The organism is Streptomyces sp. NPDC048290 (genome assembly GCF_040652095.1).
Taxonomy (GTDB): Bacteria; Actinomycetota; Actinomycetes; order Streptomycetales; family Streptomycetaceae; genus Streptomyces.
Genome location: NZ_JBEZLM010000008.1, coordinates 139856 through 164538, shown reverse-complemented (window position 1 = coordinate 164538; position 24683 = coordinate 139856). Strand labels below are relative to the sequence as shown.

Sequence of the window (24683 nt, the reverse complement as noted above, 5' to 3'; positions counted from 1 at the left end):
GTACGGCGTCCCCATGCGGCCCGTACACCCTCTCCTACCCCGCTTCGGCGTCCGCGATCTCCTCGACCACGCTCGTGCCGCTGCCCTCCTGGGACTCCCATGCCCAGGTCTCGGCGAGCCGCAGACGCCCGTCGGGCAGCTCGCCGACCTGGGACACACAGTGCCCGGAGGAGGTGGTGCCGTCGGTCTTGAGCTGTACGTAGCGGAAGTCGAGCCGGTCGCCCGCGCGGGTGCCGACCAGGAAGCCCCGTACGACGTCCCCGCCCGCGTACTCGGCCCAGACGGCGCCGTCGGCCTCGTGGTAGGTGAAGCGGGTGCGGGTGCCGACCTGACCCGGTGCCTGATCGGCGACCGGGGCGAGCACGAGACCGTCCAGCGAGCGGGGCATCGGAACCGGCTCCCTTACAGAGGCGTGGCGGCGGGGGCTAGGCTGCCCAACGTAGAGCACTCGCGGGAGCCCGGACGCACCGGGCTGAGAGGGAGGCTGACACGGCCTCCGACCGTACGAACCTGATCCGGGTCATGCCGGCGAAGGGAGGGGCTGAACGCCCATGCCGTCCGACCTCGACACGCCCGACTCCAGCGCGCGCGGCACCATGTCCGATTCCGGCGCGCCCCACAACACGCCCGACCTGAACACAGCCAACTCCAGCGCGCCCCACAACACGCCCGACCTGAACACGGCCGACTCCGGCGCGCCCGACCAGGCGCCCGGCGACACGCCCGGACTCCATCCGCCCGGCACCCGCGGGCCCGCACATACGGCGTCGCCCGCCGCGCACCCGCCCGACGTGCTGGTCGTCGGCGGCGGCCTCATAGGGCTGGTCACCGCCTGGCGGGCCGCGCGGACCGGGCTCACCGCGGCCGTGCTGGACCCGGCGCCCGGCGGCGGGGCGGCCCAGGTGGCGGCCGGGATGCTGGCCGCCGTCACGGAGCTGCACCCCGGCGAGCAGACCCTGCTCGGCCTCAACCTGGCCTCGGCCCGCCGCTACCCGGACTTCGCCGCCGAGCTGACCGACCTCACCGGCCAGGACCTCGGCTACCGCCGCTGCGGCACCCTGGCCGTCGCCCTGGACGCCGACGACCGCGCCCATCTGCGGGAGCTGCACGCCCTGCAACAGCAGTCCGGTCTCGACTCGGAGTGGCTGTCCGGGCGGGAGTGCCGCCGACTGGAACCGATGCTGGCGCCCGGGGTGCGCGGCGGACTGCGGGTCGACGGGGACCACCAGATCGACCCGAGACGGCTCACCGCGGCCCTGGTGACGGCCTGTGAGCGCGCCGGGGTGGTCTTCCACCGCGCCTGGGCCGAACGGCTGTCGGTGACCCGGGACCGCGCCACCGGCGTCCTCACCCGCGAGGGCACCCGGCTGGCCGCGGGGCAGGTGGTGCTGGCCGCCGGGAGCCTGAGCGGCCGGCTGGCGGGCGTCCCCGACGCCGTACGGCCGCCCGTGCGGCCGGTCAAGGGGCAGGTGCTGCGGCTGACCGTGCCCCGCCCGTACGCGCCCTTCCTGAGCCGTACCGTCCGCGCGGTGGTGCGCGGCAGCCATGTGTACCTGGTGCCGCGCGAGAACGGTGAGCTGGTCGTCGGCGCCACCAGCGAGGAACAGGGCTGGGACACCACGGTCACCGCGGGCGGCGTGTACGAACTGCTGCGCGACGCCCATGACCTGATCCCCGGCATCACCGAACTGCCGCTGACCGAGACCCGCGCGGGACTGCGCCCCGGTTCCCCGGACAACGCGCCGCTGCTGGGCCCGACCGAACTGCCCGGACTGCTGCTGGCGACCGGGCACTACCGCAACGGCGTCCTGCTCACCCCGGTCACCGGCGACGCGCTGGCGCACGCCCTGGTCACCGGTGAACTCCCCGAGGAAGCCCGCCCCTTCACGCCCCGGCGCTTCACCGCCGCAGCCCTCACGGAGCAGCCCGTATGAACCGCACGCACCCGACCCCCGTGAACCCGGCCCATACGAACCCGCCCCCCACGGACCCGACCCGTACGACTCAGCCCCCTGCGAACGCAGCCCCTACGACCCCGCCCCCCGCGGACCCGACCCACATGACCCCGGCGCCCCCGACCACCACCACCGGCACCGCCACTAGCACCGCCACCACCCCGGACGCCCCCCTCACCGTCGCCCTCACCGTCACCGTCAACGGCGACCCCCGGAGCATCCCCCCCGGCACCGCCCTGGACGCCCTGGTCCGCACCCTCACCGCCGCGCCCTCCGGCGTGGCCGCCGCCCTCAACGAGACGGTCGTCCCGCGCGGACAGTGGTCCACGACCGCCCTGTGCGACGGCGACCGCGTGGAAGTCCTGACCGCCGTCCAGGGAGGCTGACCATGGCCGACGACCCCTTCGTCCTCGCCGGTACGTCCTTCACGTCCCGGCTGATCATGGGTACCGGCGGCGCGCCGAGCCTCGATGTGCTGGAACGCGCCCTGGTGGCGTCCGGGACCGAGCTGACCACCGTCGCCATGCGCCGGGTCAACCCGGACGTGCACGGCTCCGTGCTCTCGGTGCTGGACAGGCTCGGCATCCGGGTGCTGCCGAACACCGCCGGATGCTTCACTGCGGGCGAGGCCGTGCTCACCGCCCGCCTCGCCCGCGAGGCGCTCGGCACGGAGCTGATCAAACTGGAGGTCATCGCCGACGAGCGGACCCTGCTGCCGGACCCCATCGAACTGCTGGAGGCGGCGGAGACCCTGGTGGACGACGGTTTCACCGTGCTGCCGTACACCAATGACGACCCGGTGCTGGCGCGCCGCCTGGAGGACGCGGGCTGTGCGGCGATCATGCCGCTGGGCTCGCCGATCGGCTCGGGGCTCGGTATCCGCAACCCGCACAACTTCCAGCTGATCGTGGAGCGCGCGCGGGTGCCGGTGATCCTGGACGCGGGCGCCGGGACGGCCTCGGACGCGGCCCTCGCCATGGAGCTGGGCTGCGCCGGGGTGATGCTCGCCTCGGCGGTCACCCGCGCGCGGGAGCCGGTCCTCATGGCCGACGCCATGCGACACGCCGTGGAGGCGGGCCGACTGGCCCACCGCGCGGGGCGGATTCCGAAGCGGCACTTCGCCGAGGCGTCGTCCCCGACGGCCGGCCGCGCCGACCTGGACCCGGAGCGCCCCGCGTTCTGACCGGCACCCCCCGCCTGCCCCCCGCCGTACCGTTCCGGCACCGTCACAAGTCTGCGGCAGTGTGTCACCCGAACGGTGGAACGGGCGGTGCTGTCGGTGCCGGATCGTAGACTCACCAGCGTGGACACGACCCTCCAGGACCCTCTGATCGGGCGGCTGCTCGACGGCCGGTACCGCGTCGACGCGCGGATCGCGGTCGGCGGGATGGCCACGGTCTACCGGGCCGTGGACACCCGTCTGGACCGCGTGCTCGCGCTGAAGGTGATGCATCCGACGCTGGCCGCCGACGCCTCGTTCGTGGACCGGTTCATCCGCGAGGCCAAGTCCGTGGCCCGGCTCGCGCACCCCAATGTGGTCCAGGTCTTCGACCAGGGCACGGACGGGTCGTACGTCTATCTGGCCATGGAGTACGTCGCCGGGTGCACCCTGCGGGACGTGCTGCGTGAGCGCGGGGCGCTCCAGCCGCGCGCCGCGCTGGACATCCTGGAGCCGGTGCTGGCCGCGCTGGGCGGCGCCCACCGCGCGGGGTTCGTGCACCGCGACATGAAGCCGGAGAACGTCCTGATCGGCGACGACGGCCGGGTGAAGGTCGCCGATTTCGGCCTGGTGCGCTCGGTGGACGCGGTGACCAGCACCACCGGCGCCGTGCTCGGCACGGTCTCCTACCTGGCCCCCGAGCAGATCGAGCACGGCACGGCCGACGCCCGCGTGGACGTGTACGCGTGCGGGGTGATGCTGTTCGAGATGCTCACCGGCGGCAAGCCGCACACCGGGGAGACCCCGGCCCAGGTCCTCTACAAGGCGCTCCACGAGGACGTCCCGCCCCCGTCGGCCCGGGTTCCGGCCCTGGCCCACGCGCTGGACGATCTGGTCGCGGCGGCCACCGCGCGCAACCCGCAGATCCGGCCGTACGACGCGGTGGCGCTGCTCGCGCGGGCACGCGAGGCCCGCGCCGGCCTCACCGACGCCCAGCTGGACGCCGTACCGCCGCAGGCGCGGGCCTCGGAGCACGACATCGCCGAGGACCGGACGAGTGTGATCCCCCGCTCGCTGACGGTGCCCCGGCCGCTGCCGATCGACGGGGACGAGCCGGACGACCTCCACCACACCAGCCGGTTCGCCGCCGAGCCGCCCCCGCTCCCGCGCCGCCGCACCGCCCGGCAGCGGCGGCTGACGCTCACCCTGGTCGCGGCGGTGCTGCTGGTCTTCGCGCTCGGCGCGGGCGTCTGGTACATCAACTCGGGGCAGTTCACGCGGGTCCCCGCGGTGCTGGGGCAGACCGAGGCGCAGTCCCGGGACCGGCTGGCGCAGTCCGGGCTCGACGTGGGCGAGGTCCGGCACGCCTACAGCGACACGGTCGAGCGCGGCGCGGTGATCAGCACCGAGCCCGCGCCGGGCGACCGGATACGGCAGAACGACACGGTGACCCTGGTCGTGTCCGACGGCCCGGAGACGGTGCGGGTGCCCGATGTGCAGGGCATGGCGCTGGCCGACGCGCGGGCCCTGCTGAAGGGCGAGGGACTGGCGCCGGGCATGGTCACCCGGGAGTTCCATGCCGAGATCGCCCAGGGCTCGGTCATCGACAGCGATCCGCGCGGCGGCACCGAGCGCCGGGCGGGTTCCGCCGTCGCCCTGGTGGTCAGCAAGGGCGCCCCGGTCGACGTCCCGGACGTGACCGGCGCGGAGCTGGAGGACGCCCGCGCGGCGCTCACCGAGGCCGGGCTGACCGTGAAGATCGCCGCCGACCGGGTCCACTCCGAGATGGACGCGGGCGCGGTGGCCCGGCAGACCCCGGGCGAGGGCACCCGTCTCGCCGAGGGCGACCGGGTCACGCTGACCCTGTCCAAGGGCCCCCGGATGATCGAGGTCCCGGACGTGGTCGGGGACACCGTGGACGACGCCCGCGCGACCCTGGAGGCCGCCGGTTTCCAGGTCGAGGAGGACCGTGGACTGCTCGGCCTGTTCGGCGACTCGGTCAGCGACCAGTCGGTGGACGGCGGCGACACGGCCCCCGAGGGCTCGACCATCACCCTCACGATCCGCTGATCCCCACCCCCGTCCACCGCGTCCGGGGCCCATGAAACCCTGACCCGGTGAAGCAGCAGCACTCCCCGAGCGACTCCCCGGGCCACTCCCCCGGCCATGCGACGAGCGCCACCGGCCGCACCCGCAACCCCGTCGGCAGCCATGTCCCCGTCGCCGGGGGCCTGGACCGGATCGGGCTGGCCTACGCCCGCGAGCTAGGGGCCGAGACCGTGCAGGTCTTCGTCGCCAACCCGCGCGGCTGGGCCACCCCCACCGGCGACCCCCGGCAGGACGAGGCGTTCCGGGCGGCCTGCGCGGCGGAGTCGATCCCGGCGTATGTGCACGCCCCGTATCTGATCAACTTCGGCTCCCACACCCCGGCCACCGTGGAGCGCTCCGTGGAGTCGCTGCGGCACTCGCTGCGCCGGGGCCGGGAGATCGGCGCGCTCGGTGTGGTGGTGCACACCGGCAGCGCGACCGGTGGCCGGGAACGATCGGTGGCGCTCCAGCAGGTACGCCGGTACATGCTGCCCCTGCTGGATGAGCTGACCGAGGACGACGACCCGTTCCTGCTGCTGGAGTCCACCGCCGGGCAGGGCTCCTCGCTCTGCTCGCGGACCTGGGACTTCGGCCCGTACTTCGAGGCGCTGGACGCCCATCCGAAGCTCGGGGTCTGTCTGGACACCTGTCATGTCTTCGCCGCCGGACACGATCTGACCGGACCCGACGGCATGACCCAGACGCTGGATCTGCTGGTGGACACGGTCGGCGAAGGACGGCTGAAACTGATCCATGCCAATGACTCCAAGGAGGCGGCGGGCGCCCACAAGGACCGTCACGAGAACATCGGTTCCGGCCATATCGGCGAGGAGCCGTTCCGCGCGCTGCTCGCCCATCCGGCCACCGAAGGCGTCCCGCTGGTCATCGAGACCCCGGGCGGCAAGGAGGGACACACGGCGGACGTGGCCCGTCTGAAACGCCTGCGGACCGCACATCCGGTACCCGCCTAGCACGGCACGGCCACCGACCCCGCCGGGCGCCCACCTGGAACGACCCGCACACCATCCGCCCGCTGCACCCCTGACGCACACCCCCTGTCCCCTGCGCGCATGCCCCTGACCATCCCCCGGCAATTCCCTGGTCAAATACCCCTACCCCCTATAGGGTCCGTGATCATCACCAGCACCCCAGGGGGACAGCCATGCAACACGAGGCCCATCAGCACCACATACCTCAGCACGACCCGCACCACCCCGAGCAGCCGCACGGCCCCGGGGAACACGCGGAACACGGGGCACACGGGGAACACGCGGCCCACACCCCTGACAGCGACTGGCCCACCGCCATCCGAGCCACCCTGCACTGCCTCACCGGCTGTGCGACCGGCGAGGTGCTCGGCATGGTGATCGGCACCGCGCTGGGCTGGCACAACGCCCCGACGATGATCCTGGCGATCACCCTCGCCTTCATCTTCGGCTACTCGTTCACCCTCTACGGCGTGCTCCGCGCGGGCCTCGGCTTCAAGGCGGCGGTGAAGGTCGCGCTGGCCGCGGACACCGTGTCCATCATCGTGATGGAGACGGTCGACAACGGGGTGATCGCGCTCTGGCCGGGCGCGATGGACGCCCATTTGGACACCTGGCTGTTCTGGGGCGTGCTCGCCATCGCCTTCGTGGTCGCCTTCGTGGTCACGGTCCCGATCAACAAGTGGCTGATCGGCCGAGGCAAGGGCCACGCCGTGGTCCACCAGTACCACTAGAGACCCCACTGGAGACCCCGTAGAACGGACAGCCGGAGGGGCCGGAGCTACAGCTCCGGCCCCTCCCCCGGCTGCTCCTGGTACGAGTACCGCTGTTCCTTCCAGGGGTCACCGACGTTGTGATAGCCGCGCTCCTCCCAGAAGCCGCGGCGGTCGGCGGTCATGTACTCCACGCCCCGGACCCACTTGGGCCCCTTCCAGGCGTACAGATGCGGGACGACGAGCCGCAGCGGGAAGCCGTGCTCGGCGGTGAGCAGTTCGCCGTCCTTGTGCGTGGCGAAGATCGTGCGGTCGGAGCGGAAGTCGGCGAGCCGCAGATTGGAGCTGAAGCCGTACTCCGCCCACACCATCACATGGGTGACATCGGGGGCGGGCGGCGCGATGTCCAGGATGGTCCGGGCCGGGATGCCGCCCCACTCGGCGCCCAACATGCTGAACTTCGTCACACAGTGCAGATCGGCCACGACGGTGGTGTACGGCAGGGCCGTGAACTCCTCGTGGTTCCAGCAGTGCTTCTCGCCGTCGGCGGTGGCGCCGAAGACCCGGAACTCCCAGCGCTCGGGGCGGAACTTGGGGACGGGTCCGTAGTGGGTGACCGGCCAGCCGCGCTGGATCCGCTGCCCCGGCGGAAGCTCGCCACCCCTTGCTTCCGCTGATTCGCGTTCCACCGGCTGACCCATGCCTTCCATCCTGACAGACCCGGAGCACTGCGCCTGACCGGGCCGCATCAGAAACGGACAACTCGCACTAAGTTTGCCCTAACTTACTAAGCTCGCACTTACTGGACGATCTTCTCCACCGGTGCAATCATGCGGCGGCAACCTCTCCAGTCCCATACGCGGAAGGAGCCTCTGCGATGCAGGGCGACCCCGAGGTCATCGAATTCCTCAATGAGCAGCTGACCGGTGAGCTGACCGCGATCAACCAGTACTTTCTGCACGCGAAGATGCAGGAGAACTTCGGCTGGTACAAGCTCGCGAAGTACACCCGGCACGAGTCGTTCGACGAGATGAAGCACGCCGAGGTGCTCACCGACCGGATCCTGTTCCTGGAGGGGCTGCCCAACTACCAGCGGCTGTTCCATGTCCGGGTGGGGCAGACGGTCACCGAGATGTTCCAGGCCGACCGGCAGGTCGAGGTCGAGGCGATCGACCGGCTCAAGCGCGGTATCGAGGTGATGCGCGCCAAGGGCGACATCACGTCCGCGAACATCTTCGAGGACATCCTGGCCGACGAGGAGAACCACATCGACTACCTCGACACCCAGCTGGAACTGGTGGAGAAGCTCGGCGAGGCGCTCTACATCGCCCAGCTCATCGAGCAGCCCGAGACCAGCTGAGGCCCGCTTCCGCACCCCGGGCGACGGAAAACCCACACGGCCGACCCGCACGGCCCGCACCCGGACCGGCCGACGGAAACCCGCACGGCCCGCACCCGGACCGGCTAGGCCACCTCGTCCAGTCGCGCGCCCTCGCCCCGCGCCAGCACCTCGGAGAGCACCGGCTGCCCCTGGTCGGCCAGCTCCCGGCGCGGACACGCCCCGCGGCCCAGCAGCGCCTGGATCCGCCGTACGCAGGAGCCGCAGTCGGTGCCGGCCTTGCAGGCGGAGGCTATCTGGCGGGGGGTGCAGGCGCCGTCCGCCGCGTGCTGCTCGACCTGCTGCTCGGTGATGCCGAAGCAACTGCACACATACACGCGGTCCACCTCCCGCCGGGATCGTCAAGGTCGCGCCATCCCGAAGATCGGTGAGGCAAACCTAACCTTACCCGGCGTTCAGCTGTCTCAAAAGTGCTGTGGGGCGCGGATCACATCGATCCGCGCCCCACACCATGCTCACTCAGCTCTCGGCTCACCACAGCCGACTGTGCCGGTGGCTCACTGGTCCCGGTACATCTCCGCCACCAGGAACGCCAGGTCCAGCGACTGGCTGCGGTTGAGCCGCGGGTCGCAGGCCGTCTCGTAGCGCTGGTGGAGGTCGTCGACGAAGATCTCGTCGCCGCCGCCCACGCACTCGGTGACATCGTCGCCGGTCAGCTCCACATGGATGCCGCCCGGGTGGGTGCCGAGCGCCTTGTGGACCTCGAAGAAGCCCTTGACCTCGTCGAGCACGTCGTCGAAGCGGCGGGTCTTGTGGCCGGAGGCGGCCTCGAAGGTGTTGCCATGCATCGGGTCGGTCACCCAGGCGACCGTCGCCCCGGAGGCCGTGACCTTGGCGACCAGCTCCGGGAGCTTGTCGCGGATCTTGTCGGCGCCCATCCGGACGATGAAGGTCAGCCGGCCCGGCTCACGGTCCGGGTCGAGCCGCTCTACGTACTGGAGCGCCTCCTCGGCCGTGGTGCTGGGGCCCAGCTTGATGCCGATCGGGTTGCTGATCTTCGAGGCGAACTCGATGTGCGCCCCGTCCATCTGCCGGGTGCGCTCACCGATCCACACCATGTGCCCGGAGACGTCGTACAGCCGCCCGGTGCGGGAGTCGACGCGGGTCAGCGCGGACTCGTAGTCCAGCAGCAGCGCCTCGTGGGAGGCGTAGAACTCGACGGTCTTGAACTCCTCCGGGTCGGCCCCGCAGGCGTGCATGAAGTTCAGCGCCTGGTCGATCTCCCGGGCGAGCTGCTCATAGCGCTGGCCGGACGGGGAGGAGCGTACGAAGTCCTGGTTCCAGGCGTGCACCTGGCGCAGGTCGGCGTACCCGCCGGTGGTGAAGGCGCGCACCAGGTTCAGCGTGGACGCCGAGGCGTGGTACATCCGCTTCAGCCGGTCCGGGTCCGGGATCCGGGCGGCCTCGGTGAAGTCGAAGCCGTTGACGGAGTCGCCCCGGTAGGTCGGGAGCGTCACCCCGTCCCGGGTCTCGGTGGGCTTGGAGCGCGGCTTGGAGTACTGGCCGGCGATCCGGCCGACCTTGACCACCGGCACGGACGCGGCATACGTGAGCACCGCGCCCATCTGGAGCAGGGTCTTCAGCTTGGCGCGGATCTGCTCGGCGCCCACGGCGTCGAACGCCTCGGCGCAGTCGCCGCCCTGAAGGAGGAACGCCTCCCCCTTGGCGACGGCCGCCAGCCGGGCGCGCAGCTGGTCGCACTCGCCCGCGAAGACGAGCGGCGGATACGACTCGAGGTCCGCAACGACAGCGCGCAGAGCCTCAAGGTCGGGGTAATCGGGCTGCTGCGCCGCGGGCAGGTCACGCCAGCTCGCCTGAGCGGCGACGGCTTGGGAATCAGCGTTCACGGTCACGACACAACCCTACGGTGTCCAATCCCGGTGTCCGGTTCATGCCCAGGAAGTGAGACACCGGATACACACCGTGGACAGGGGGGCACGGGGGACACGGAGGACACGCGGGACACAGTCGGCGCGGAGGCGCCCTGGACAGGGAGGGTCATGGGGTAGGGTGCCCGGCATGTTCGCGCATTCGAACCCGACCTCGCACCAGAGCTGGTGGTGGACCGCAGATCCGGCGGCCCACTGACTGCGCGTACCCAAGACTCGCGAAGGCCGCCCCAGGGGCGGCCTTCGGTGTTTCCGGCCCCGGCCGCTCCTGGTTCCCTTCCCGCCCGCTGGACAAGCCCGCCGTGGAAGCCCGCCGAAGAAGGAGCCCCGTGGACCTCACCGCCCCGCCCACCGAGCCGCTCACCACCCCGCCCACCGAGCCGCTCACCGACCCCCTCACCGACCTGCTCGCCGACCCCCGCCCCTTCGCCCTGCTGCACCGCCGCACCCCCGGCCACGACCAGGACACCGTGGAACTGCTCCTCGGCCCGGTCACCCGGTACGAGCGACTCGCCGACCTGCCCGGCCGGGCGCTCGCGCTGATCCCCTTCCGGCAGATCCGGGAGCGCGGCTTCGACGTCCGCGACGACGGCACCCCGCTGCTCGCCCTGACCCCCGAGGAGACCCACGTCCTGCCCCTGGAGCGGGCGCTCGCGGAACTGCCCGCGCACCCCGTGCGGGTCGAGGCCGGCGGCTTCGACACCGACGACGAGGCGTACGGCGAGATCGTCGGCCGGGTGCTGCGCGAGGAGATCGGCGGGGGCGAGGGCGCGAACTTCGTGATCCGGCGGACGTACGAGGGGCGGATCCCGGGGTTCTCGCGGGCGGACGCGCTGGCGCTGTTCCGGCGGCTGCTGGCCGGTGAGCGGGGCGCGTACTGGACGTTCGTGGTGCACACCGGGGACCGCACGCTGGTCGGGGCGAGCCCGGAGGTGCATGTGCGGATGTCCGGCGGCACGGTCGTGATGAACCCGATCAGCGGCACGTACCGCTACCCGGACGGCGGGCCCACCCCGGAGCATCTGCTCGGCTTCCTCGCCGACGGCAAGGAGATCGAGGAGCTGTCCATGGTGGTGGACGAGGAACTGAAGATGATGTGCACGGTCGGCGACATGGGCGGGGTGGTGGTCGGGCCGCGGCTCAAGGAGATGGCCCATCTGGCGCACACCGAGTACGAGTTGCGCGGCCGGTCCTCGCTGGACGTCCGGGAGGTGCTGCGCGAGACGATGTTCGCGGCGACCGTGACCGGCTCTCCCGTGCAGAACGCCTGCCGGGTCATCGAGCGGCACGAGAGCGGCGGGCGCGGCTACTACGCGGGCGCGCTGGCCCTGCTCGGTGTGGACTCCGGCGGCGCGCAGACCCTGGACTCCCCGATCCTGATCCGCACCGCCGACATCGACGCGGCCGGACGGCTGCGCGTCCCGGTGGGCGCCACGCTGGTGCGCGGCTCGGACCCGGCGGGCGAGGTCGCCGAGACCCACGCCAAGGCGGCGGGCGTCCTGGCGGCCCTGGGGGTACGTCCGTCCCGGCCCCGGCCGGAGGAGTCCCGGCCCCGGCTGGCCGACGACCCCCGGGTACGGGCCGCGCTCGACGGACGCCGGGCCGCCCTGGCACCCTTCTGGCTGCGGATGCAGGAGCGCGGCGCCACGCTGAGCGGCCACGCCCTGGTGGTGGACGGCGAGGACACCTTCACCGCGATGCTGGCGCACGTCCTGCGCTGCTCGGGGCTGACCGTCACGGTCCGCCGCTACGACGAGCCGGGGCTGCGGGCGGCCGTCCTCGCCCATGAGGGGCCGGTGGTGCTGGGCCCCGGGCCCGGCGACCCCCGCGATCTCGGCGACCCCAAGATGGCGTTTCTCCGTGAGCTGACCGCCGAGGTGGTGCGCGGCCACACCGGCGGGGTCCTCGGGGTGTGTCTGGGCCATGAGCTGATCGCGGCCGAACTGGGTCTGGAGATCGTCCGCAAGGCGGTCCCGTTCCAGGGCGCGCAGTCGGTGATCGACCTGTTCGGGCGGGCCGAGACGGTCGGTTTCTACAACAGCTTCGTGGCGCGCTGCGACGACGAGGTGGCCGAGGAGCTGGCGGCGCACGGTATCGAGGTCAGCCGGGGCGCCGGTGACGAGGTGCACGCGGTACGGGGGCCCGGGTTCGCGGGGGTGCAGTTCCATCCGGAGTCGGTGCTGAGCCTGGACGGGGCCGCGGTGGTGGCGGAGCTGCTCGGTCAGACGCGGGGCACCAGGACGTTGTCCGAGCGGCGCCCGGCGAGGTAGTCGAGGACATTGCCGACGGTGGTGTCGATGATCTGGCCGACCGCGTCCCGGGTGTAGTACGCCTGGTGCGAGGTGACCAGGACATTGGGGAAGGTGACCAGGCGGGCCAGGGTGTCGTCCTCGATGGGTTCGAGGGACTTGTCGAGGAAGAACAGGCCCGCCTCCGCCTCGTACACATCGAGGCCGACGCCCGTGAAGCGGCCCGCGCGCAACTCGGTGACCAGGGCGGCGGTGTCGATCAGTCCGCCGCGACTGGAGTTCACCAGGATCGCGTCGTCCTTCATCCCGGCCAGCGCGTCGGCGTCGATGAGGTGGCGGGTCTGCTCCATCAGCGGGACGTGCAGGGAGACCAGGTCGGCTTCGGCGAGCAGCCGCTCCTTGGGTACGTAGGTCATGCCGAGGTCCAGACAGGCCGGGTTCTCGGCGATGTCCCAGCCCAGCAGGCGCATCCCGAAGCCGTGCGCGATCCGGGCGAAGCACTCGCCGATCTTGCCGGTGCCGAGCACGCCCACCGTGCGGCCGTGCAGGTCGCGGCCCATCAGTCCGTCGAGCCTGAAGTCGAAGTCCCGGGTGCGGGTGGAGGCGCGGACGATCCTCCGGTTCACGGCCATCGCGAGGGTCCAGGCGAACTCGGCCACCGAATAGGGCGAGTAGGACGAGACCCGGGCGATGGTCAGGCCGAGGCGTTCGGCGACATCGAGGTCGATGTTGTTGAAGCCGGTCGAGCGCTGGGCGATCAGCTGGGTGCCGCCGACCGCGAGGGTCTGGAGGACGCGCGGGCCGAGATCGGCGTTGACGGACGTGGAGACGATCTCGTAGCCGTGGGCGATGGGCGCGGTGTCCGCGTTCAGGAAGACCTCCACACAGCGCACCTCGTGGTGGCCGTGGAAGGCGCGTTCGATGAGGGGTTTCTCGTCGGCCTGCACACCGAACGCAAGGATCTCCACGGCCACTCCCGCCTCGTGAGGGTGAGGGCCCCAATCTACGACTCCCCCGGCCGGGCACCCCGGCGCACCGCGCCCCGCCGGTCGAACCGTCAGCCGACCCGTCAGCCGAAGAACACCCCGGCCTCCTCGTACAGCTCCGGTGAGACCGTCTTCAGCCGGGCCGTGGCGTCGGCGATCGGCACCCGCACGATGTCCGTGCCGCGCAGCGCGACCATCGTGCCGAAGGCCCGGTCGCGGACGCAGTCGATGGCGTGCAGCCCGAAGCGGGTGGCGAGCCAGCGGTCGAAGGCACTGGGCGTGCCGCCGCGCTGGACATGCCCGAGGACGGTGGTGCGGGCCTCCTTGCCGGTGCGCTTCTCGATCTGCTTGGCGAGCCATTCGCCGACGCCGGACAGCCGGACGTGCCCGAAGGAGTCCAGCGACCCGTCCTTGAGGACCATGTCCCCGTCCTTGGGGCTGGCGCCCTCGGCGACGACCACGATCGGGGCGTAGGTCGCCCGGAACCGGGAGGTCACCCAGGCGCACACCTGGTCGACGTCGAAGCGGTGCTCGGGGACGAGGATGACGTTGGCGCCGCCCGCGAGCCCGGAGTGCAGGGCGATCCAGCCGGCGTGGCGGCCCATCACCTCCACCACCAGGACCCGCATATGGGACTCGGCGGTGGTGTGCAGCCGGTCGATCGCCTCGGTGGCGATGTTCACGGCGGTGTCGAAGCCGAAGGTGTAGTCGGTGGCGGACAGGTCGTTGTCGATGGTCTTGGGGACGCCGACGCAGGGCACGCCGTGGCGGTCGGTGAGTTCCGCCGCGACGCCGAGGGTGTCCTCGCCGCCGATCACGATGAGCGCCTCCACCTCCATCCGGGCGAGGTTCTCCTTGATCCGTTCGATGCCGCCCCGCTGTTTGAGGGGGTTGGTGCGGGACGAGCCGAGGATGGTGCCGCCACGGGGCAGGATGCCCCGGACGGCGGGGATGTCGAGCGGGATGGCGTCGCCCTCCAGGGGGCCGCGCCAGCCGTCCCGGAAGCCGGTGAACTCGTAGCCGTACTCCTGCACGCCCTTGCGGACGATGCCCCGGATGACGGCGTTGAGCCCCGGGCAGTCGCCGCCCCCGGTCAGTACGCCGACGCGCATGGAATTCCGCATGGAAAGTCCCCTTCGCCGCGGTTGCCGTGTGCCGTGCGAGGTGCTGCCGTGCCACTGCAAGCACGGTACGGGTGATGCAGGTCACTTCGGCAGGGTCCGGCAGCGGACTTCCGGGACGGAAGTGCTGGGGCGCGCCCGGGACGGCGGGGCTACTCCTCGTCGAGGCCGCGCTCTATGGCGTACCGGACCAGCTCGACGCGGTTGTGCAACTGGAGCTTGCCCAGGGTGTTCTGGACGTGGTTCTGGACCGTGCGGTGCGAGATGACCAGGCGTTCGGCGATCTGCTTGTAGCTCAGACCCTTGGCGACCAGCCGCAGGACCTCGGTCTCCCGGTCGGTGAGCCGGGGGGCGCCCGGCTCGTCGGGGTCGGTGCCGGGTCCGGGCGCCGGTTCGGAGGCGAGCCGCCGGTACTCGCCGAGCACCAGCCCGGCGAGGCCGGGGGTGAACACCGGGTCGCCGACGGCGGTCCGGCGCACCGCGTCCAGCAGTTCCTCCGTGGACGCCGACTTCAGCAGATAGCCGGTGGCGCCGGACTTCACCGCCTCCAGCACATCGGCGTGCTCACCGCTCGCGGAGAGCACCAGCACCCGCAGGGCCGGGTTGTGTCCGACCAGTTCTTTGCACACTTGGACACCCGGCTTGGCGGGCAGATTGAGGTCCAGGACGAGGACGTCGGGCGCGGCGGCCCTGGCCCGGCGCACCGCCTGCTCCCCGTCCCCGGCGGTGGCGACCACCTCGAACCCGGCCTCGGTGAGATCGCGGGCGACGGCCTCCCGCCACATCGGGTGGTCGTCGACCACCATCACCCTGATCGGCCCCTGCCGCCCGTCTCCGCCGTCGCCGTCGTCTCTGCCGCTCATCGTGTTCCCCGTGCCCTCTCGGCGCCGTCGGCACCGTCCGCGTCCGCCATGGCCTTCGTACCCTGCCTGCCCTGCTTGTTCTTCGTGTCCTCGGGGGCCCTGGGTTCCTTGGGGACCCTCAGCTCGACCTCCGTGCCCTGGCCCGGCGTGGAGATCAGCTCCGCCGTGCCGCCGAGGTCGCGCAGCCGTCCCCGGATGGACAGCGCCACCCCGAGCCGCCCCTCCCCCTCGGCCTGGGCGAGCCGCCCCTCGGGGATGCCGGGCCCGTCGTCCCGTACGGTCACGATCACCGCGTCGGGCTCGTCCTCGACCAGGAGCCAGGCACGGGCCTCGTCGCCCGCGTGGAGCCGCACATTGTCCAGGGCCGCCCCGACGGCCGCCGTCAGCTCCCGCGCGGCGCCGGGCGCCAGCTCCACCGGGGCGCCGGGCTCGGCCAGACTCACCCGGCCACTGGCGTAGGGGGCGAGCAGGGTCCGCAGATCGACGGGGCCCGAGTCGTCGTCCGGCTCGTCCACGGCCCGTACGAGGGCGCCCTCGGCGGAGTCCTCGGAGACCCGGGAGACGGGCAGCAGTCCGCCGGAGACCAGGGTGCGCAGCGCCACCTCCTGCTCACCGGCCATCCGTCCCAGTTCGGCCGCCTCGCCGCCGATCACCGCGCCGCGCCGCTGCACCATCGCCAGCACCTGGAGGACGCTGTCGTGGATGTCCCGGGCGAGCCGCTCCCGCTCCCTGGTGGCGGCCTCGATCTCCAGGGCGCGGGCGAGAGTGCGCTCGGAGGCGCGGGCGACCTCGACGACATAGCCGATGGCGATGGACGCGACCCAGACCAGCATCACGTTGTGGACGGTGTCCCGCGCGGGGACGCCCCGGTGGATGAGGTTGGCGACGGCGATGGGCGTGGAGGCGACGGCGGCCCAGCGCCAGCCGCCCTTGATGGCGAAGGCGAGGGCGACCCCGGCGGTCCATATCGACGGCAGGGTGGGCCCGCCGCCGTCGACCCGCTCGGCGGAGTCCGCGACCCGGGTGAGCAGGATGCCGGTCACGGCGACGGTCAGATCGGCGGCGAGGAAGCGCTTGGTGCAGTTGGCGGCGCTCGCCACGCGGGGCAGGGTCGCGAAGGTCCACCCGGCGAGCACGGCGAAGTAGCCGATGGCGACCCAGGGGCGGGCGAACTCGTCGTAGGCGCTGACGAACAGGCCGATCGCGTAGAAGAGGGTGAGGACCCGGTAGGCGGACAGGGCACGCCACAGCGGCTGCTCGACCGACATCCGCATGACTCGCTCGCGCTTGGCCATCTCCCCCACCCCGACCGTGTGTCCCTGCCTGTGCCGCCGCCGTACGCCACGGCCGTCCCCGCCCGTACGGTCCCAGAGTGCCGTGTACGGGACCGGCGGCGCGGCTATTCGCCCGGTCGCCCGGACCGGGCAGCGGAGGCGGCCCCCTTGTCGGCCTTGGCCGCCTCCTTGGCCGCCTCTCTGGCAGCCTCCTTGGCGGCGTCCTTCTCGGCCTTGGCCGCCTCCGCGATCTGCCGTTTGGCGGCGGTCGCGTAGATGTCCACGTACTCCTGGCCGGAGAGCTTCATGATTTCGTACATGACCTCGTCGGTCAGCGCGCGAAGTACGAAACGGTCGTGTTCCATGCCCTGGTAGCGGCTGAAGTCCAGCGGGGCGCCGATCCGGATGCCGGGGCGCATCACCTTGGGCAGCACCTTGCCGGGCGGCTGGATCTTCTCCGTGTCGATCATCGCGACCGGGAGCACGGGGGCGCCGGTGGCCAGCGCCACCCGGGCCAGTCCGCCGGGCTTGCCCCGGTAGAGCCGCCCGTCGGGCGAGCGGGTGCCCTCCGGGTAGATCCCGAACAGCTCACCGCGCTCCAGCACCTCTATGCCGCTCTTGATCGCGGCCTCCCCCGCGCCGCGCGCCCCCGAGCGGTCCACCGGGAGCTGGCCCACGCCCTTGAAGAACGCGGCCGTCAGCCTGCCCTTGACCCCCGGGGTGGTGAAGTACTCGGCCTTCGCGATGAAGGTGACCTTGCGGTCCAGCACCGCGGGCAGGAAGAACGAGTCGGAGAACGAGAGGTGATTGCTGGCGAGGATCGCGGGGCCGTCGGCGGGAACGTGCTCCAGGCCCTCCACCCAGGGCCGGAAGACGACCTTCAGTGAACCCCCGACGGAAACCTTCATCGCGCCGTACAACAACCGAGTGCCTCCTGTGTCTGTCGATCAGACCTTAACCCCAGGGCCCCGCAAAGGACCCGACGACCCTGGTCGGTGTCAGTGCGGTCGCGTACGGTGAAGCACACCGAGTCGTCCGCGTGCCTCCTGTGCCGAGGTGCCCTTCCGATGAACAGGAGACCGAGGTGCCGGTCCTGCCCGGAGCCGAGCCCTACCGCCATGACGGCGGTGAGGTCGGCGTCCTGCTCTGCCACGGATTCACCGGTTCCCCCCAGTCGCTGCGCCCCTGGGCGGAGTATCTGGCCGAGCGCGGCCTCACGGTCTCGCTCCCCCTCCTCCCGGGCCACGGCACCCGCTGGGAGGACCTCCAGCTCACCGGCTGGCAGGACTGGTACGCGGAGGTGGACCGCGCGCTGACCGCCCTGACCGAGCGGTGTACGCGGGTCTTCGTCTTCGGCCTGTCCATGGGCGGCGCCCTCGCCCTGCGGCTGGCCGCCCGGCACGGCGACGCGGTGACCGGCGTGGTCGTCGTCAACCCGGCGAACAAGGTGCACGGCCTGAGCGGGTACGCCCTTCCGGTGGCCCGCCACCTGGTCCGTACGACCAAGGGGATCGCCAGCGACATCGCCAAGCCCGGCGTGGTGGAGGTGGGCTACGAACGGGTGCCGCTGCACGCCGCGCACTCGCTGCGCCACTTCTTCCAGCGGGTCGACGGCGAGCTGCCGCAGGTCACCCAGCCGCTGCTGCTGCTGCACAGCCCGCAGGACCATGTGGTGCCGCCGGTGGACTCGGCCCGCATCCTCGGCCGGGTCTCCTCCACGGAGGTCCGTGAGGTGCTGCTGGAACAGAGCTACCACGTGGCGACGTTGGACCATGACGCCGACCGGATCTTCGAGGAGAGCCTCACCTTCGTGGACCGGTACGCACCGGGTGCCGTCACGGCGGCCGGTGAGCGGGCAGGGAAGGACTCCGGAAAGGAAGGGACGGCCGCAGGTGGCTGAGCACGACTCCGACCGCGAGGACCGGGAGGACCGCGACGAGCGGGACGACCGGGAGCGGCCCGAGCCGGACGAGCAGGACGTCCCCTTCGACGAGGAGGCCGCCTGGGCGGCGATCGTCGCCGGGTACGGGGACGAGCCGCGGGACCCGCCGGGCGCCAAGCCCTTCAAGTCGGTCGAGGACCTGGCGCTGCTGGAGAGCGAGAAGAACGACGCGCAGGGCGGTGAGAGCGCCGGCCCCGGTGGTGACGCCGAGCCGCGTGAGGAGGCCGTCAAGCCGCTCGGCGGTTCGGTGGCCTTCGCCCCGGGCGTCGGCGGCCCGCGCGACTACAGCGTGGCCGAGCCGTCCGACGACGACCTGGGCGAGGACGACGAGGGGCACTTCGTGCCCCCGGAGCCGCCGCCCCTGCCGACCGCCGATGTCACGGCGAAGTTCGCCTGGCTCGCGGTGGTCGGCGGACCGCTGCTGCTTCTGCTGGCGGTGCTGCTGCGCTGGGACATGACGTGGTGGCTGGCGACGCTGGGCATCGGCGGCTTCCTCGGCGGCTTCGCGACGCTGGTGGGCCGGATGCGCACGGACGACGAGGACGGGGAGGACCCGGGGCGGGGCGCGGTGGTCTGACCCCGGGCGCGCGCTGGGTCACGCGGGCGGGATTCTGAGGGCGGCCAGGACCGGAAGGTGGTCCGTGGCCGCCCTCAGGTCTGCCGCGTCGACGCCGGGCAGGTCCAGCGGCACCCCGCAGCCGAGCACCTCGATGCCCTGGGTGGCGAAGATCGCGTCGATCCGGCTGGGCGGACCGGTACGGACCCAGGTGTCCTCCCCGCCCCAGGGGGCGGCCGTACGGCAGTCCTGGAGGCTCGCGGCGAGTCTGCGGAAGGCGGGTCCGGTGGGGCGTTCGTTGAGGTCGCCGCCCGCGAGGGCGTGCTTGGCGTCCAGGGCGGCGAGGCGGTCGAGGAGCATACCGCTCTGGGTGTAGCGCTCCGCCTTGTCGAGGCTGAGATGACAGCTGATGACCCCGAGGGGGGCGGAGGTCCCGAACTGGACGACGGCGGTCGCGAAGCCCCGGCGGTGCAGTCCGGGGGTGAGCGGGAGCAGGACGTCCTCGGTGCGGCGGACGGTGGCGCGCAGGGTGCACAGGAGGGCGGGGCCGGTTGCGGTGGCACCGCCGGTGAGGGTGACCAGGTCGGTGGCGGCGGCGAGCCGGGAGAGTTTCTTGCGCCAGCGGAAGAAGCGGGGGGCTTCTTGGATGAGGACCAGGTCGGGGGCGCAGGCGCGGATGACTCGGGCGAGGGCGGGCTGGTCGTCGCGCTGGGAGCGGATGTTGTAGCTCAGGACGCGGATGACGGCGGAGCCGTCGGGTTCGGTGGTGGAGGGGGGGAGGGGGGTGGGGGTGGTTGCTGCCATGCCGGTCAATGTACGAGGGGCTTGGCTTCTTTTGGGGGGTGCGGGTCAGTGGGGGCTGGGGTTTTCGCGCAGTTCCTCCCCCAGAGGGGGTACCCCCAGCGCCCCTGAAAGCCACCCCGCAGCCCCTTGGAAGGGTGGTCCCGGGTCTCTTGGGCGGAGTGGGTGTCAGGGGCGCCGGGGCGCCCCTGGGGGCCCGGGGTTACATCGTCGGGTCGGGCTGGCGGGCCAGGTCCGCCGCGCCTACCAGGCCCGCCTCGTTGCCCAGTTGGGCGGCGATGACCTGGGCGACCGGGCGCCAGTTGCCGCCGACCAGCCAGCGCTTGTAGGACTTGCGGATCGGGTCGAGGACGAGTTCGCCCTCGTCGGAGAGGCCGCCGCCGACGATGAAGGCGGACGGGTCGAAGAGCGAGGCGAGGTCGGCGAGACCCGCGCCCGCCCAGCGGGCCAGCTCGCGGTAGGAGTCGACGGCCACCGGGTCGCCCTGGCGGGCGGCCATGGAGATGTGCTTGCCCTCGATGCCGTCGGGCGTGCCGTCACCGAGGCCGAGCAGGATCTCGGCGCTCTCGGGGGTGGCGTTGGCGCGCTGCTTCGCGTACCGCACGAGGGCGCGGCCGGAGGCGTACTGCTCCCAGCAGCCCTGGGAGCCGCAGCCGCACTGCAGACCGTCGGGGACCATCCGGATGTGACCGAACTCGGCGGCCACCCCGAAGTGCCCGCGGCGCAGTTTGTTGCCGATGATGATGCCGCCGCCCAGGCCGGTGCCGAGGGTGATGCAGATGACGTTGCGGTGGCCCTTGCCCGCGCCGAACTTGTACTCGCCCCACGCCGCCGCGTTGGCGTCGTTCTCCACCACGACGGGGAGCCCGACCCGGGTCTCGACCTTCTCCTTCAGCGGCTCCTGCCGCCAGCGGATGTTGGGCGCGAAGTACACCGTGGAGCGCTCGCGGTCGACATAGCCCGCGGCGCCGATGCCGACGCCGACGATCTCATGTCCCGCGCGCGCGCCCTCCACGGCGGCGGCGATGGCGTCCACGATGCCGTCGGGCGTACCCGGAGTGGGCACCTTGTGGGTCGAGAGGATGTTGCCTTCCTCGTCGACCACACCGGCCGCGATCTTGGTGCCGCCGATGTCGACGCCGATGGTGAGTCCCATGAATCCCTCAGTTTCGGTCGAGCCCCGCTACGGCCAACCGTACCCGAGGTGGCCGGAACCCATGGGGCCCCAACGGGCCTCAGTCCAGGTCGATCCGCTGGTTCGGACCGGCCGGCGGGTCCTCGTCGTCGCCCCCGCGCCCGCCGTCCTCGCCGGGTACGTCCAGGTCGGCGGCGCGGGTGGTCCAGCGCTGCTCCTGGGCCTGGACCGCGGAGCGGTACGCGGCGAGCAGTTCCTGACCGGCACCGGCGAGATGGTCGAAGACGTCCGGATTGCGCTCGATCACCGGTTCCACGACCGATTTCGCCTGCTGGACGACCTGCCGGACCACCTGCTGGGCCGCCGTTCCGGCCACCGGGCCGAGCAGCGGGGCGCCAAGCCCGGACAGCTTGTCGGCGACGGTGTCGACGAGCCGCAGCAGCTCGTCGGCGGCCGAGCCGGGCGGGCTGCCGTGCTGGGCGCGGCGGCGGGCCTTCTCCTCGGCGAGGTCCTCGGCGCACGCGGTCGCCCAGGCATCGGCGTCGGTGACCGGCGTGACCGGCCCGTCCCGGCCGTCGGCCCGGTCGCGGGCGTCGGACGACGGTCGCTCTTCGCTCATCGGGCGCTCCTCGCTCATGGCGACTCCTGACTACGTCTCGTCCTTACGACGTTACCCGAACGGGCGCGGCGGCCTCAGCGCCCTGTCGGCCACAGCGCGGGGTCGGGGGCGAACCGGATGCGCAGCTCGCCCTCGCGCAGACTCGCGCCCGCGACGGTGCAGCGGCGCAGCGCGGACGGCAGCGGCACGATCCGCCGGAACCGTCCCGCGCCGAGGACGAGTTCGTCGCCGCGCCGGATCAGGTCCAGGTCGCCGCGGGCGGCGCCGGGCAGCGGGATGTGCCAGACGAGCACCCCGTCGTCGCCGAGCCGGTCGGCGATCCGCCACTCCACGGGCGCGGGCCGGGGCGCGGGGCCGGGCACGGGCAGGGCGGCGAGGTCGTCGATCCCGCGCGGATCGTGCCCGAGGTGCGGTACGAGCCGCAGGGCCGTGCCGTGCCCGCCCGCCCGCCAGTCGTCCAGCGTCTTGCGCTGCTGGGCGACGAGGCCCCCGAGCCAGGGGTCGCCGGTGTGCTCCGGGAGGACCCGGTTGGCGATCAGCGCCTCGGGGGCGCGGGCGCGCAGGGCCAGCCCGAGGGCGGCGGCCCGGACGGCGTCCGCACCGGCCGGACCGGGCTCGGCGACGATCCGTACGGTGGTGTCCGGGTCGGCGACGACGGCTTCGGCGGCGGCCAGCTCCAGGTCCCAGCGGGCGGCGGTCTGGTAGAGCGACTCGGCGGGTATGGGGACGCCCGCGAGGCGGCCGAGGACCGGGCGCAGGGCGCGGGCGGCCTGCCGTTCGGGCGGCAGCAGCCTGCGCAGATAGCGGCGCAGTTCCTCGGGGAGGGCGAGCAGGGCGAGCGCCTGCTCGGTGGGCGGCAGATCGACGACGACCAGGTCGTGGTCGTCCTCGGCGAGGGCGGCGGTACGCAGGGCGCGCAGCAGGGCGAGTTCGGGGGCGCCGGGGAGCGGGGTGAGTTCCTCGGGGTCGAGGCGTCCGGCGCCGAGCAGGTCGAGGACGGTGGTGGCGCGGTCCTGGAACGCGGCGAGGTCCTCGCGGAAGCGGGTGGCGGTGTCGGGGCGGTGGAGGGTGAGGCCGGGGGCCTCGTCCAGGGCGGGGGTGGGGGTGGGGTCGGTGGTGATGAGGAGGGTGCGGGTGCCCTGGCGGGCGGCGCGGAGGGCGGTGGCGGCGGCGATGGTGGTGCGGCCGGCTCCGCCGGGGCCGGTGACGAGGATGCTGCGCATGGCTTCCCGTTTGTGTGGTCGGGTGCGGGTGGGATGTGGCTGGTCGCGCAGTTCCCCGCGCCCCTGAAGGAACGGCGGCCCGGCGGCGACAACAAGGCGCGGCCGGTCAGCCACCGTCAATCCGCACCCGGCAACGCATCGCTACGCCGTCCCGGACTCCACCCGCTTCTTCAGGCCCGCCAGCGCGCGGTCGATGATCACCTTCTCCGCCTTCCGCTTGATCATCCCGAGCATGGGGATCTTCACGTCGACGGTCAGCCGGTACGTCACCTCCGTCACCGCACCGGACGGCTTCAGCAGATACGACCCGTCCAGCGACCGCAGCATCTGGGACTTCACCAGCGTCCAGGACACCTCATGGTCCCCGGTCCAGGTGTACCCCAGCGTCTGGTCGTCCTTGATCGCCCCGGCGTCCATCACCAGCCGCACCTGCTCGGCCCGCCCCTGCGCGTCCGTGGCGAGCACCTCGGCCTGCTTCACCTCGCCCGTCCAGTCGGGGTAGCGGGCGAAGTCCGCGATCACCTTCATCACCTCGGCGGGTGCCGCCTCGATCGTGATGCTAGAGCTGGTGTGTTCCGCCATCGCCGTGGCTCCTCCGATGCGGCCGAATAGACAGCGTGAAGGCTACCGCGCGGCCGAACGGCGGCCGTCACCACTCCAGCGCCCACGGCCGCCCCGCCTCGGCGAAGTGCCCCACGTTCACGCACTCGGTGGCCCCGATCCGCATCCGCCGCACCAGCGGCTGGTGGACGTGGCCGAACAGGGCGTAGCGGGGCCGGGTGCGCCGGATGGCGTCGAGCAGCGCCCGCGAGCCCCGCTCGAAGCGGCGGGCGACCGTGTCGTAGACCAGTTCCGGTACCTCGGGCGGGATGTGGGTGCACAGCACGTCGACCTCGCCGACCGCCTCGATCTTCGCCGCGTACTCCTCGTCGTCGATCTCGTAGGGCGTGTGCATGGGGGTGCGCAGGCCGCCGCCGACGAAGCCGAAGGTCCAGCCGCCGATCTCGGTCCGCTCGCCGTCCAGCACGGTGGTGCCGGGTCCGGCGTACTCCGGCCACAGGGGCGGGATGTCGACATTGCCGTAGGTGGCGTACGTCGGGGTGGGGAAGGCCGCGAACAGCTCGGCGTACTGCCGTCGTACCGCTGTCTCGATCACGGTGGCGCGGTCCTCGCCGATGCCCGCCCACAGCCGGGCGCCGAACTCCCGGGCCTCGGTGAACCGCCGCTCGGTGCGCAGCGCCACGATCCGGTGGGCGTTCTCGACGCCGAAGAGGTCGGGGAAGATCCCGCGTGAGTGATCGGCGTAGTCGAGGAAGAGGACCAGGTCACCGAGGCAGATCAGGGCGTCGGCGCCCGCCCCGGCGGTGGCCAGGTCCCTGGCGTTGCCGTGCACGTCACTGATCACATGCACGCGGTGACGGCGGCCGGGGGCGGGTGTGGGGGCCATGGCGATCAAGGGTAGGCGGGTGCGGCATAAGTGAACAGTGTCGGATAGGCCCCCGGTTACTGGCCGGTCCGGAAAGGGGTGGACTACTGTGCGCGCAGGAACACCAAAATCCGTGTGACGCAGCGAACATCTCGCCGGTCCCCCTGTCGAAGACGCCATACCGGCGGGTAACGTCCGGGCCGTCCAGTCGTACTCAGGATTTCGGCCACGGGGCCCGGAGGCCCGGCGAACGCCCTGAGCACCTGCCCGAGCCTTGGACCGCACCGTCGCATCACACA

At 72.3% G+C, this 24683-nt stretch carries 25 protein-coding genes and 1 riboswitch; of the genes, 10 read left to right on the top strand and 15 right to left on the bottom strand.

The annotated features are described in order from the left end of the window. Positions 1 to 34: 34 nt before the first annotated feature. Complete coding sequence (locus tag AB0D49_RS16085; RefSeq protein ID WP_362757361.1) at positions 35 to 388, bottom strand: hypothetical protein; 354 nt, start codon at positions 386 to 388, stop codon at positions 35 to 37. A 52-nt stretch (positions 389 to 440) separates the two neighbouring features. Beyond that, positions 441 to 554, top strand: a riboswitch (TPP riboswitch). Between AB0D49_RS16085 and thiO the strand changes: the two genes are divergently transcribed. The 6 genes from thiO to AB0D49_RS16055 all read left to right on the top strand — a co-directional run bounded on the left by thiO (position 552) and on the right by AB0D49_RS16055 (position 6922). Further along, complete coding sequence (gene thiO, locus AB0D49_RS16080) at positions 552 to 1934, top strand: glycine oxidase ThiO (RefSeq protein ID WP_362757358.1); 1383 nt, start codon at positions 552 to 554, stop codon at positions 1932 to 1934. Its footprint overlaps the riboswitch before it by 3 nt. Positions 1935 to 2059: 125 nt before the next feature. Continuing rightward, positions 2060 to 2341: a sulfur carrier protein ThiS gene (thiS, locus tag AB0D49_RS16075; protein WP_362757355.1), complete on the top strand. Its 282-nt coding sequence runs from the start codon at positions 2060 to 2062 to the stop codon at positions 2339 to 2341. Between the two features lie 2 nt (positions 2342 to 2343). Next, on the top strand, positions 2344 to 3138 hold the full coding sequence (locus AB0D49_RS16070) for a thiazole synthase (RefSeq protein ID WP_362757352.1): 795 nt from the start codon (positions 2344 to 2346) through the stop codon (positions 3136 to 3138). A 120-nt stretch (positions 3139 to 3258) separates the two neighbouring features. After that, the gene (gene pknB / locus AB0D49_RS16065) at positions 3259 to 5184 is read left to right on the top strand and encodes a Stk1 family PASTA domain-containing Ser/Thr kinase (protein ID WP_362757349.1); all 1926 of its coding nucleotides are present in this window, start codon (positions 3259 to 3261) and stop codon (positions 5182 to 5184) included. A gap of 47 nt (positions 5185 to 5231) precedes the next feature. Continuing rightward, the gene (locus tag AB0D49_RS16060) at positions 5232 to 6173 is read left to right on the top strand and encodes a deoxyribonuclease IV (protein ID WP_362757346.1); all 942 of its coding nucleotides are present in this window, start codon (positions 5232 to 5234) and stop codon (positions 6171 to 6173) included. Positions 6174 to 6364: 191 nt separating this feature from the next. Continuing rightward, positions 6365 to 6922, top strand: a complete 558-nt coding sequence (locus AB0D49_RS16055) for a DUF4396 domain-containing protein (RefSeq protein ID WP_362757343.1) — start codon at positions 6365 to 6367, stop codon at positions 6920 to 6922. A 47-nt stretch (positions 6923 to 6969) separates the two neighbouring features. Here AB0D49_RS16055 and AB0D49_RS16050 read toward each other — a convergent pair whose 3' ends face one another. Then, positions 6970 to 7602: a sulfite oxidase-like oxidoreductase gene (locus AB0D49_RS16050; RefSeq protein ID WP_362757340.1), complete on the bottom strand. Its 633-nt coding sequence runs from the start codon at positions 7600 to 7602 to the stop codon at positions 6970 to 6972. Positions 7603 to 7778: 176 nt separating this feature from the next. Here AB0D49_RS16050 and bfr point away from each other — a divergent pair, with 176 nt between their 5' ends. After that, complete coding sequence (gene bfr / locus AB0D49_RS16045; RefSeq protein ID WP_362757337.1) at positions 7779 to 8261, top strand: bacterioferritin; 483 nt, start codon at positions 7779 to 7781, stop codon at positions 8259 to 8261. Positions 8262 to 8365: 104 nt separating this feature from the next. Here bfr and AB0D49_RS16040 read toward each other — a convergent pair whose 3' ends face one another. Together AB0D49_RS16040 and AB0D49_RS16035 are read right to left on the bottom strand one after the other, a co-directional pair. Further along, entirely contained in the window at positions 8366 to 8617 is a 252-nt protein-coding gene (locus AB0D49_RS16040; protein ID WP_362757334.1) for a (2Fe-2S)-binding protein, read from the bottom strand. A gap of 180 nt (positions 8618 to 8797) precedes the next feature. Beyond that, a complete protein-coding gene (locus AB0D49_RS16035; protein WP_362757330.1) occupies positions 8798 to 10153 on the bottom strand; it encodes a class II 3-deoxy-7-phosphoheptulonate synthase in 1356 nt (451 codons plus the stop codon). A gap of 440 nt (positions 10154 to 10593) precedes the next feature. On the opposite strand from AB0D49_RS16035, the gene AB0D49_RS16030 reads away from it, so the two are divergent. Next, the gene (locus tag AB0D49_RS16030) at positions 10594 to 12459 is read left to right on the top strand and encodes an anthranilate synthase family protein (RefSeq protein WP_362757746.1); all 1866 of its coding nucleotides are present in this window, start codon (positions 10594 to 10596) and stop codon (positions 12457 to 12459) included. Here the strand turns inward: AB0D49_RS16030 and AB0D49_RS16025 are convergent. The 5 genes from AB0D49_RS16025 to AB0D49_RS16005 all read right to left on the bottom strand — a co-directional run bounded on the left by AB0D49_RS16025 (position 12411) and on the right by AB0D49_RS16005 (position 17590). Further along, a complete protein-coding gene (locus tag AB0D49_RS16025) occupies positions 12411 to 13406 on the bottom strand; it encodes a 2-hydroxyacid dehydrogenase (RefSeq protein ID WP_362757327.1) in 996 nt (331 codons plus the stop codon). The two genes, AB0D49_RS16030 and AB0D49_RS16025, sit on opposite strands and share 49 nt — an antisense overlap. Positions 13407 to 13507: 101 nt before the next feature. Beyond that, positions 13508 to 14536 (bottom strand): 6-phosphofructokinase, encoded by a 1029-nt coding sequence (locus tag AB0D49_RS16020; protein WP_362757744.1) that lies wholly within the window; start codon positions 14534 to 14536, stop codon positions 13508 to 13510. A gap of 161 nt (positions 14537 to 14697) precedes the next feature. Then, complete coding sequence (locus tag AB0D49_RS16015; protein WP_362757324.1) at positions 14698 to 15408, bottom strand: response regulator transcription factor; 711 nt, start codon at positions 15406 to 15408, stop codon at positions 14698 to 14700. Further along, a complete protein-coding gene (locus AB0D49_RS16010; protein ID WP_362757321.1) occupies positions 15405 to 16703 on the bottom strand; it encodes a DUF5931 domain-containing protein in 1299 nt (432 codons plus the stop codon). The genes AB0D49_RS16015 and AB0D49_RS16010 overlap by 4 nt, the downstream gene beginning before the upstream one ends. 104 nt (positions 16704 to 16807) lie before the next feature. Continuing rightward, positions 16808 to 17590, bottom strand: a complete 783-nt coding sequence (locus AB0D49_RS16005; RefSeq protein ID WP_362757318.1) for a lysophospholipid acyltransferase family protein — start codon at positions 17588 to 17590, stop codon at positions 16808 to 16810. A 176-nt stretch (positions 17591 to 17766) separates the two neighbouring features. Here AB0D49_RS16005 and AB0D49_RS16000 point away from each other — a divergent pair, with 176 nt between their 5' ends. Both AB0D49_RS16000 and AB0D49_RS15995 read left to right on the top strand, forming a co-directional pair. Continuing rightward, entirely contained in the window at positions 17767 to 18582 is an 816-nt protein-coding gene (locus AB0D49_RS16000; RefSeq protein WP_362757315.1) for an alpha/beta fold hydrolase, read from the top strand. Beyond that, a complete protein-coding gene (locus tag AB0D49_RS15995; RefSeq protein WP_362757312.1) occupies positions 18575 to 19201 on the top strand; it encodes a hypothetical protein in 627 nt (208 codons plus the stop codon). The genes AB0D49_RS16000 and AB0D49_RS15995 overlap by 8 nt, the downstream gene beginning before the upstream one ends. 18 nt (positions 19202 to 19219) lie before the next feature. Here the strand turns inward: AB0D49_RS15995 and AB0D49_RS15990 are convergent, their stop codons facing one another. The 6 genes from AB0D49_RS15990 to AB0D49_RS15965 all read right to left on the bottom strand — a co-directional run bounded on the left by AB0D49_RS15990 (position 19220) and on the right by AB0D49_RS15965 (position 24405). Then, positions 19220 to 19984, bottom strand: a complete 765-nt coding sequence (locus AB0D49_RS15990) for an endonuclease/exonuclease/phosphatase family protein (RefSeq protein ID WP_362757309.1) — start codon at positions 19982 to 19984, stop codon at positions 19220 to 19222. A 199-nt stretch (positions 19985 to 20183) separates the two neighbouring features. Further along, a complete protein-coding gene (locus tag AB0D49_RS15985; protein WP_362757306.1) occupies positions 20184 to 21137 on the bottom strand; it encodes an ROK family glucokinase in 954 nt (317 codons plus the stop codon). 79 nt (positions 21138 to 21216) lie between these two features. After that, positions 21217 to 21735 (bottom strand): DUF5304 domain-containing protein, encoded by a 519-nt coding sequence (locus AB0D49_RS15980; RefSeq protein ID WP_362757303.1) that lies wholly within the window; start codon positions 21733 to 21735, stop codon positions 21217 to 21219. 74 nt (positions 21736 to 21809) lie between these two features. Next, a complete protein-coding gene (locus AB0D49_RS15975; RefSeq protein ID WP_362757300.1) occupies positions 21810 to 22958 on the bottom strand; it encodes an ArsA-related P-loop ATPase in 1149 nt (382 codons plus the stop codon). A gap of 141 nt (positions 22959 to 23099) precedes the next feature. Then, entirely contained in the window at positions 23100 to 23540 is a 441-nt protein-coding gene (locus AB0D49_RS15970) for an SRPBCC family protein (protein WP_362757297.1), read from the bottom strand. A gap of 67 nt (positions 23541 to 23607) precedes the next feature. Further along, entirely contained in the window at positions 23608 to 24405 is a 798-nt protein-coding gene (locus AB0D49_RS15965; protein WP_362757294.1) for a metallophosphoesterase, read from the bottom strand. Between the last annotated feature and the right edge of the window lie 278 nt (positions 24406 to 24683).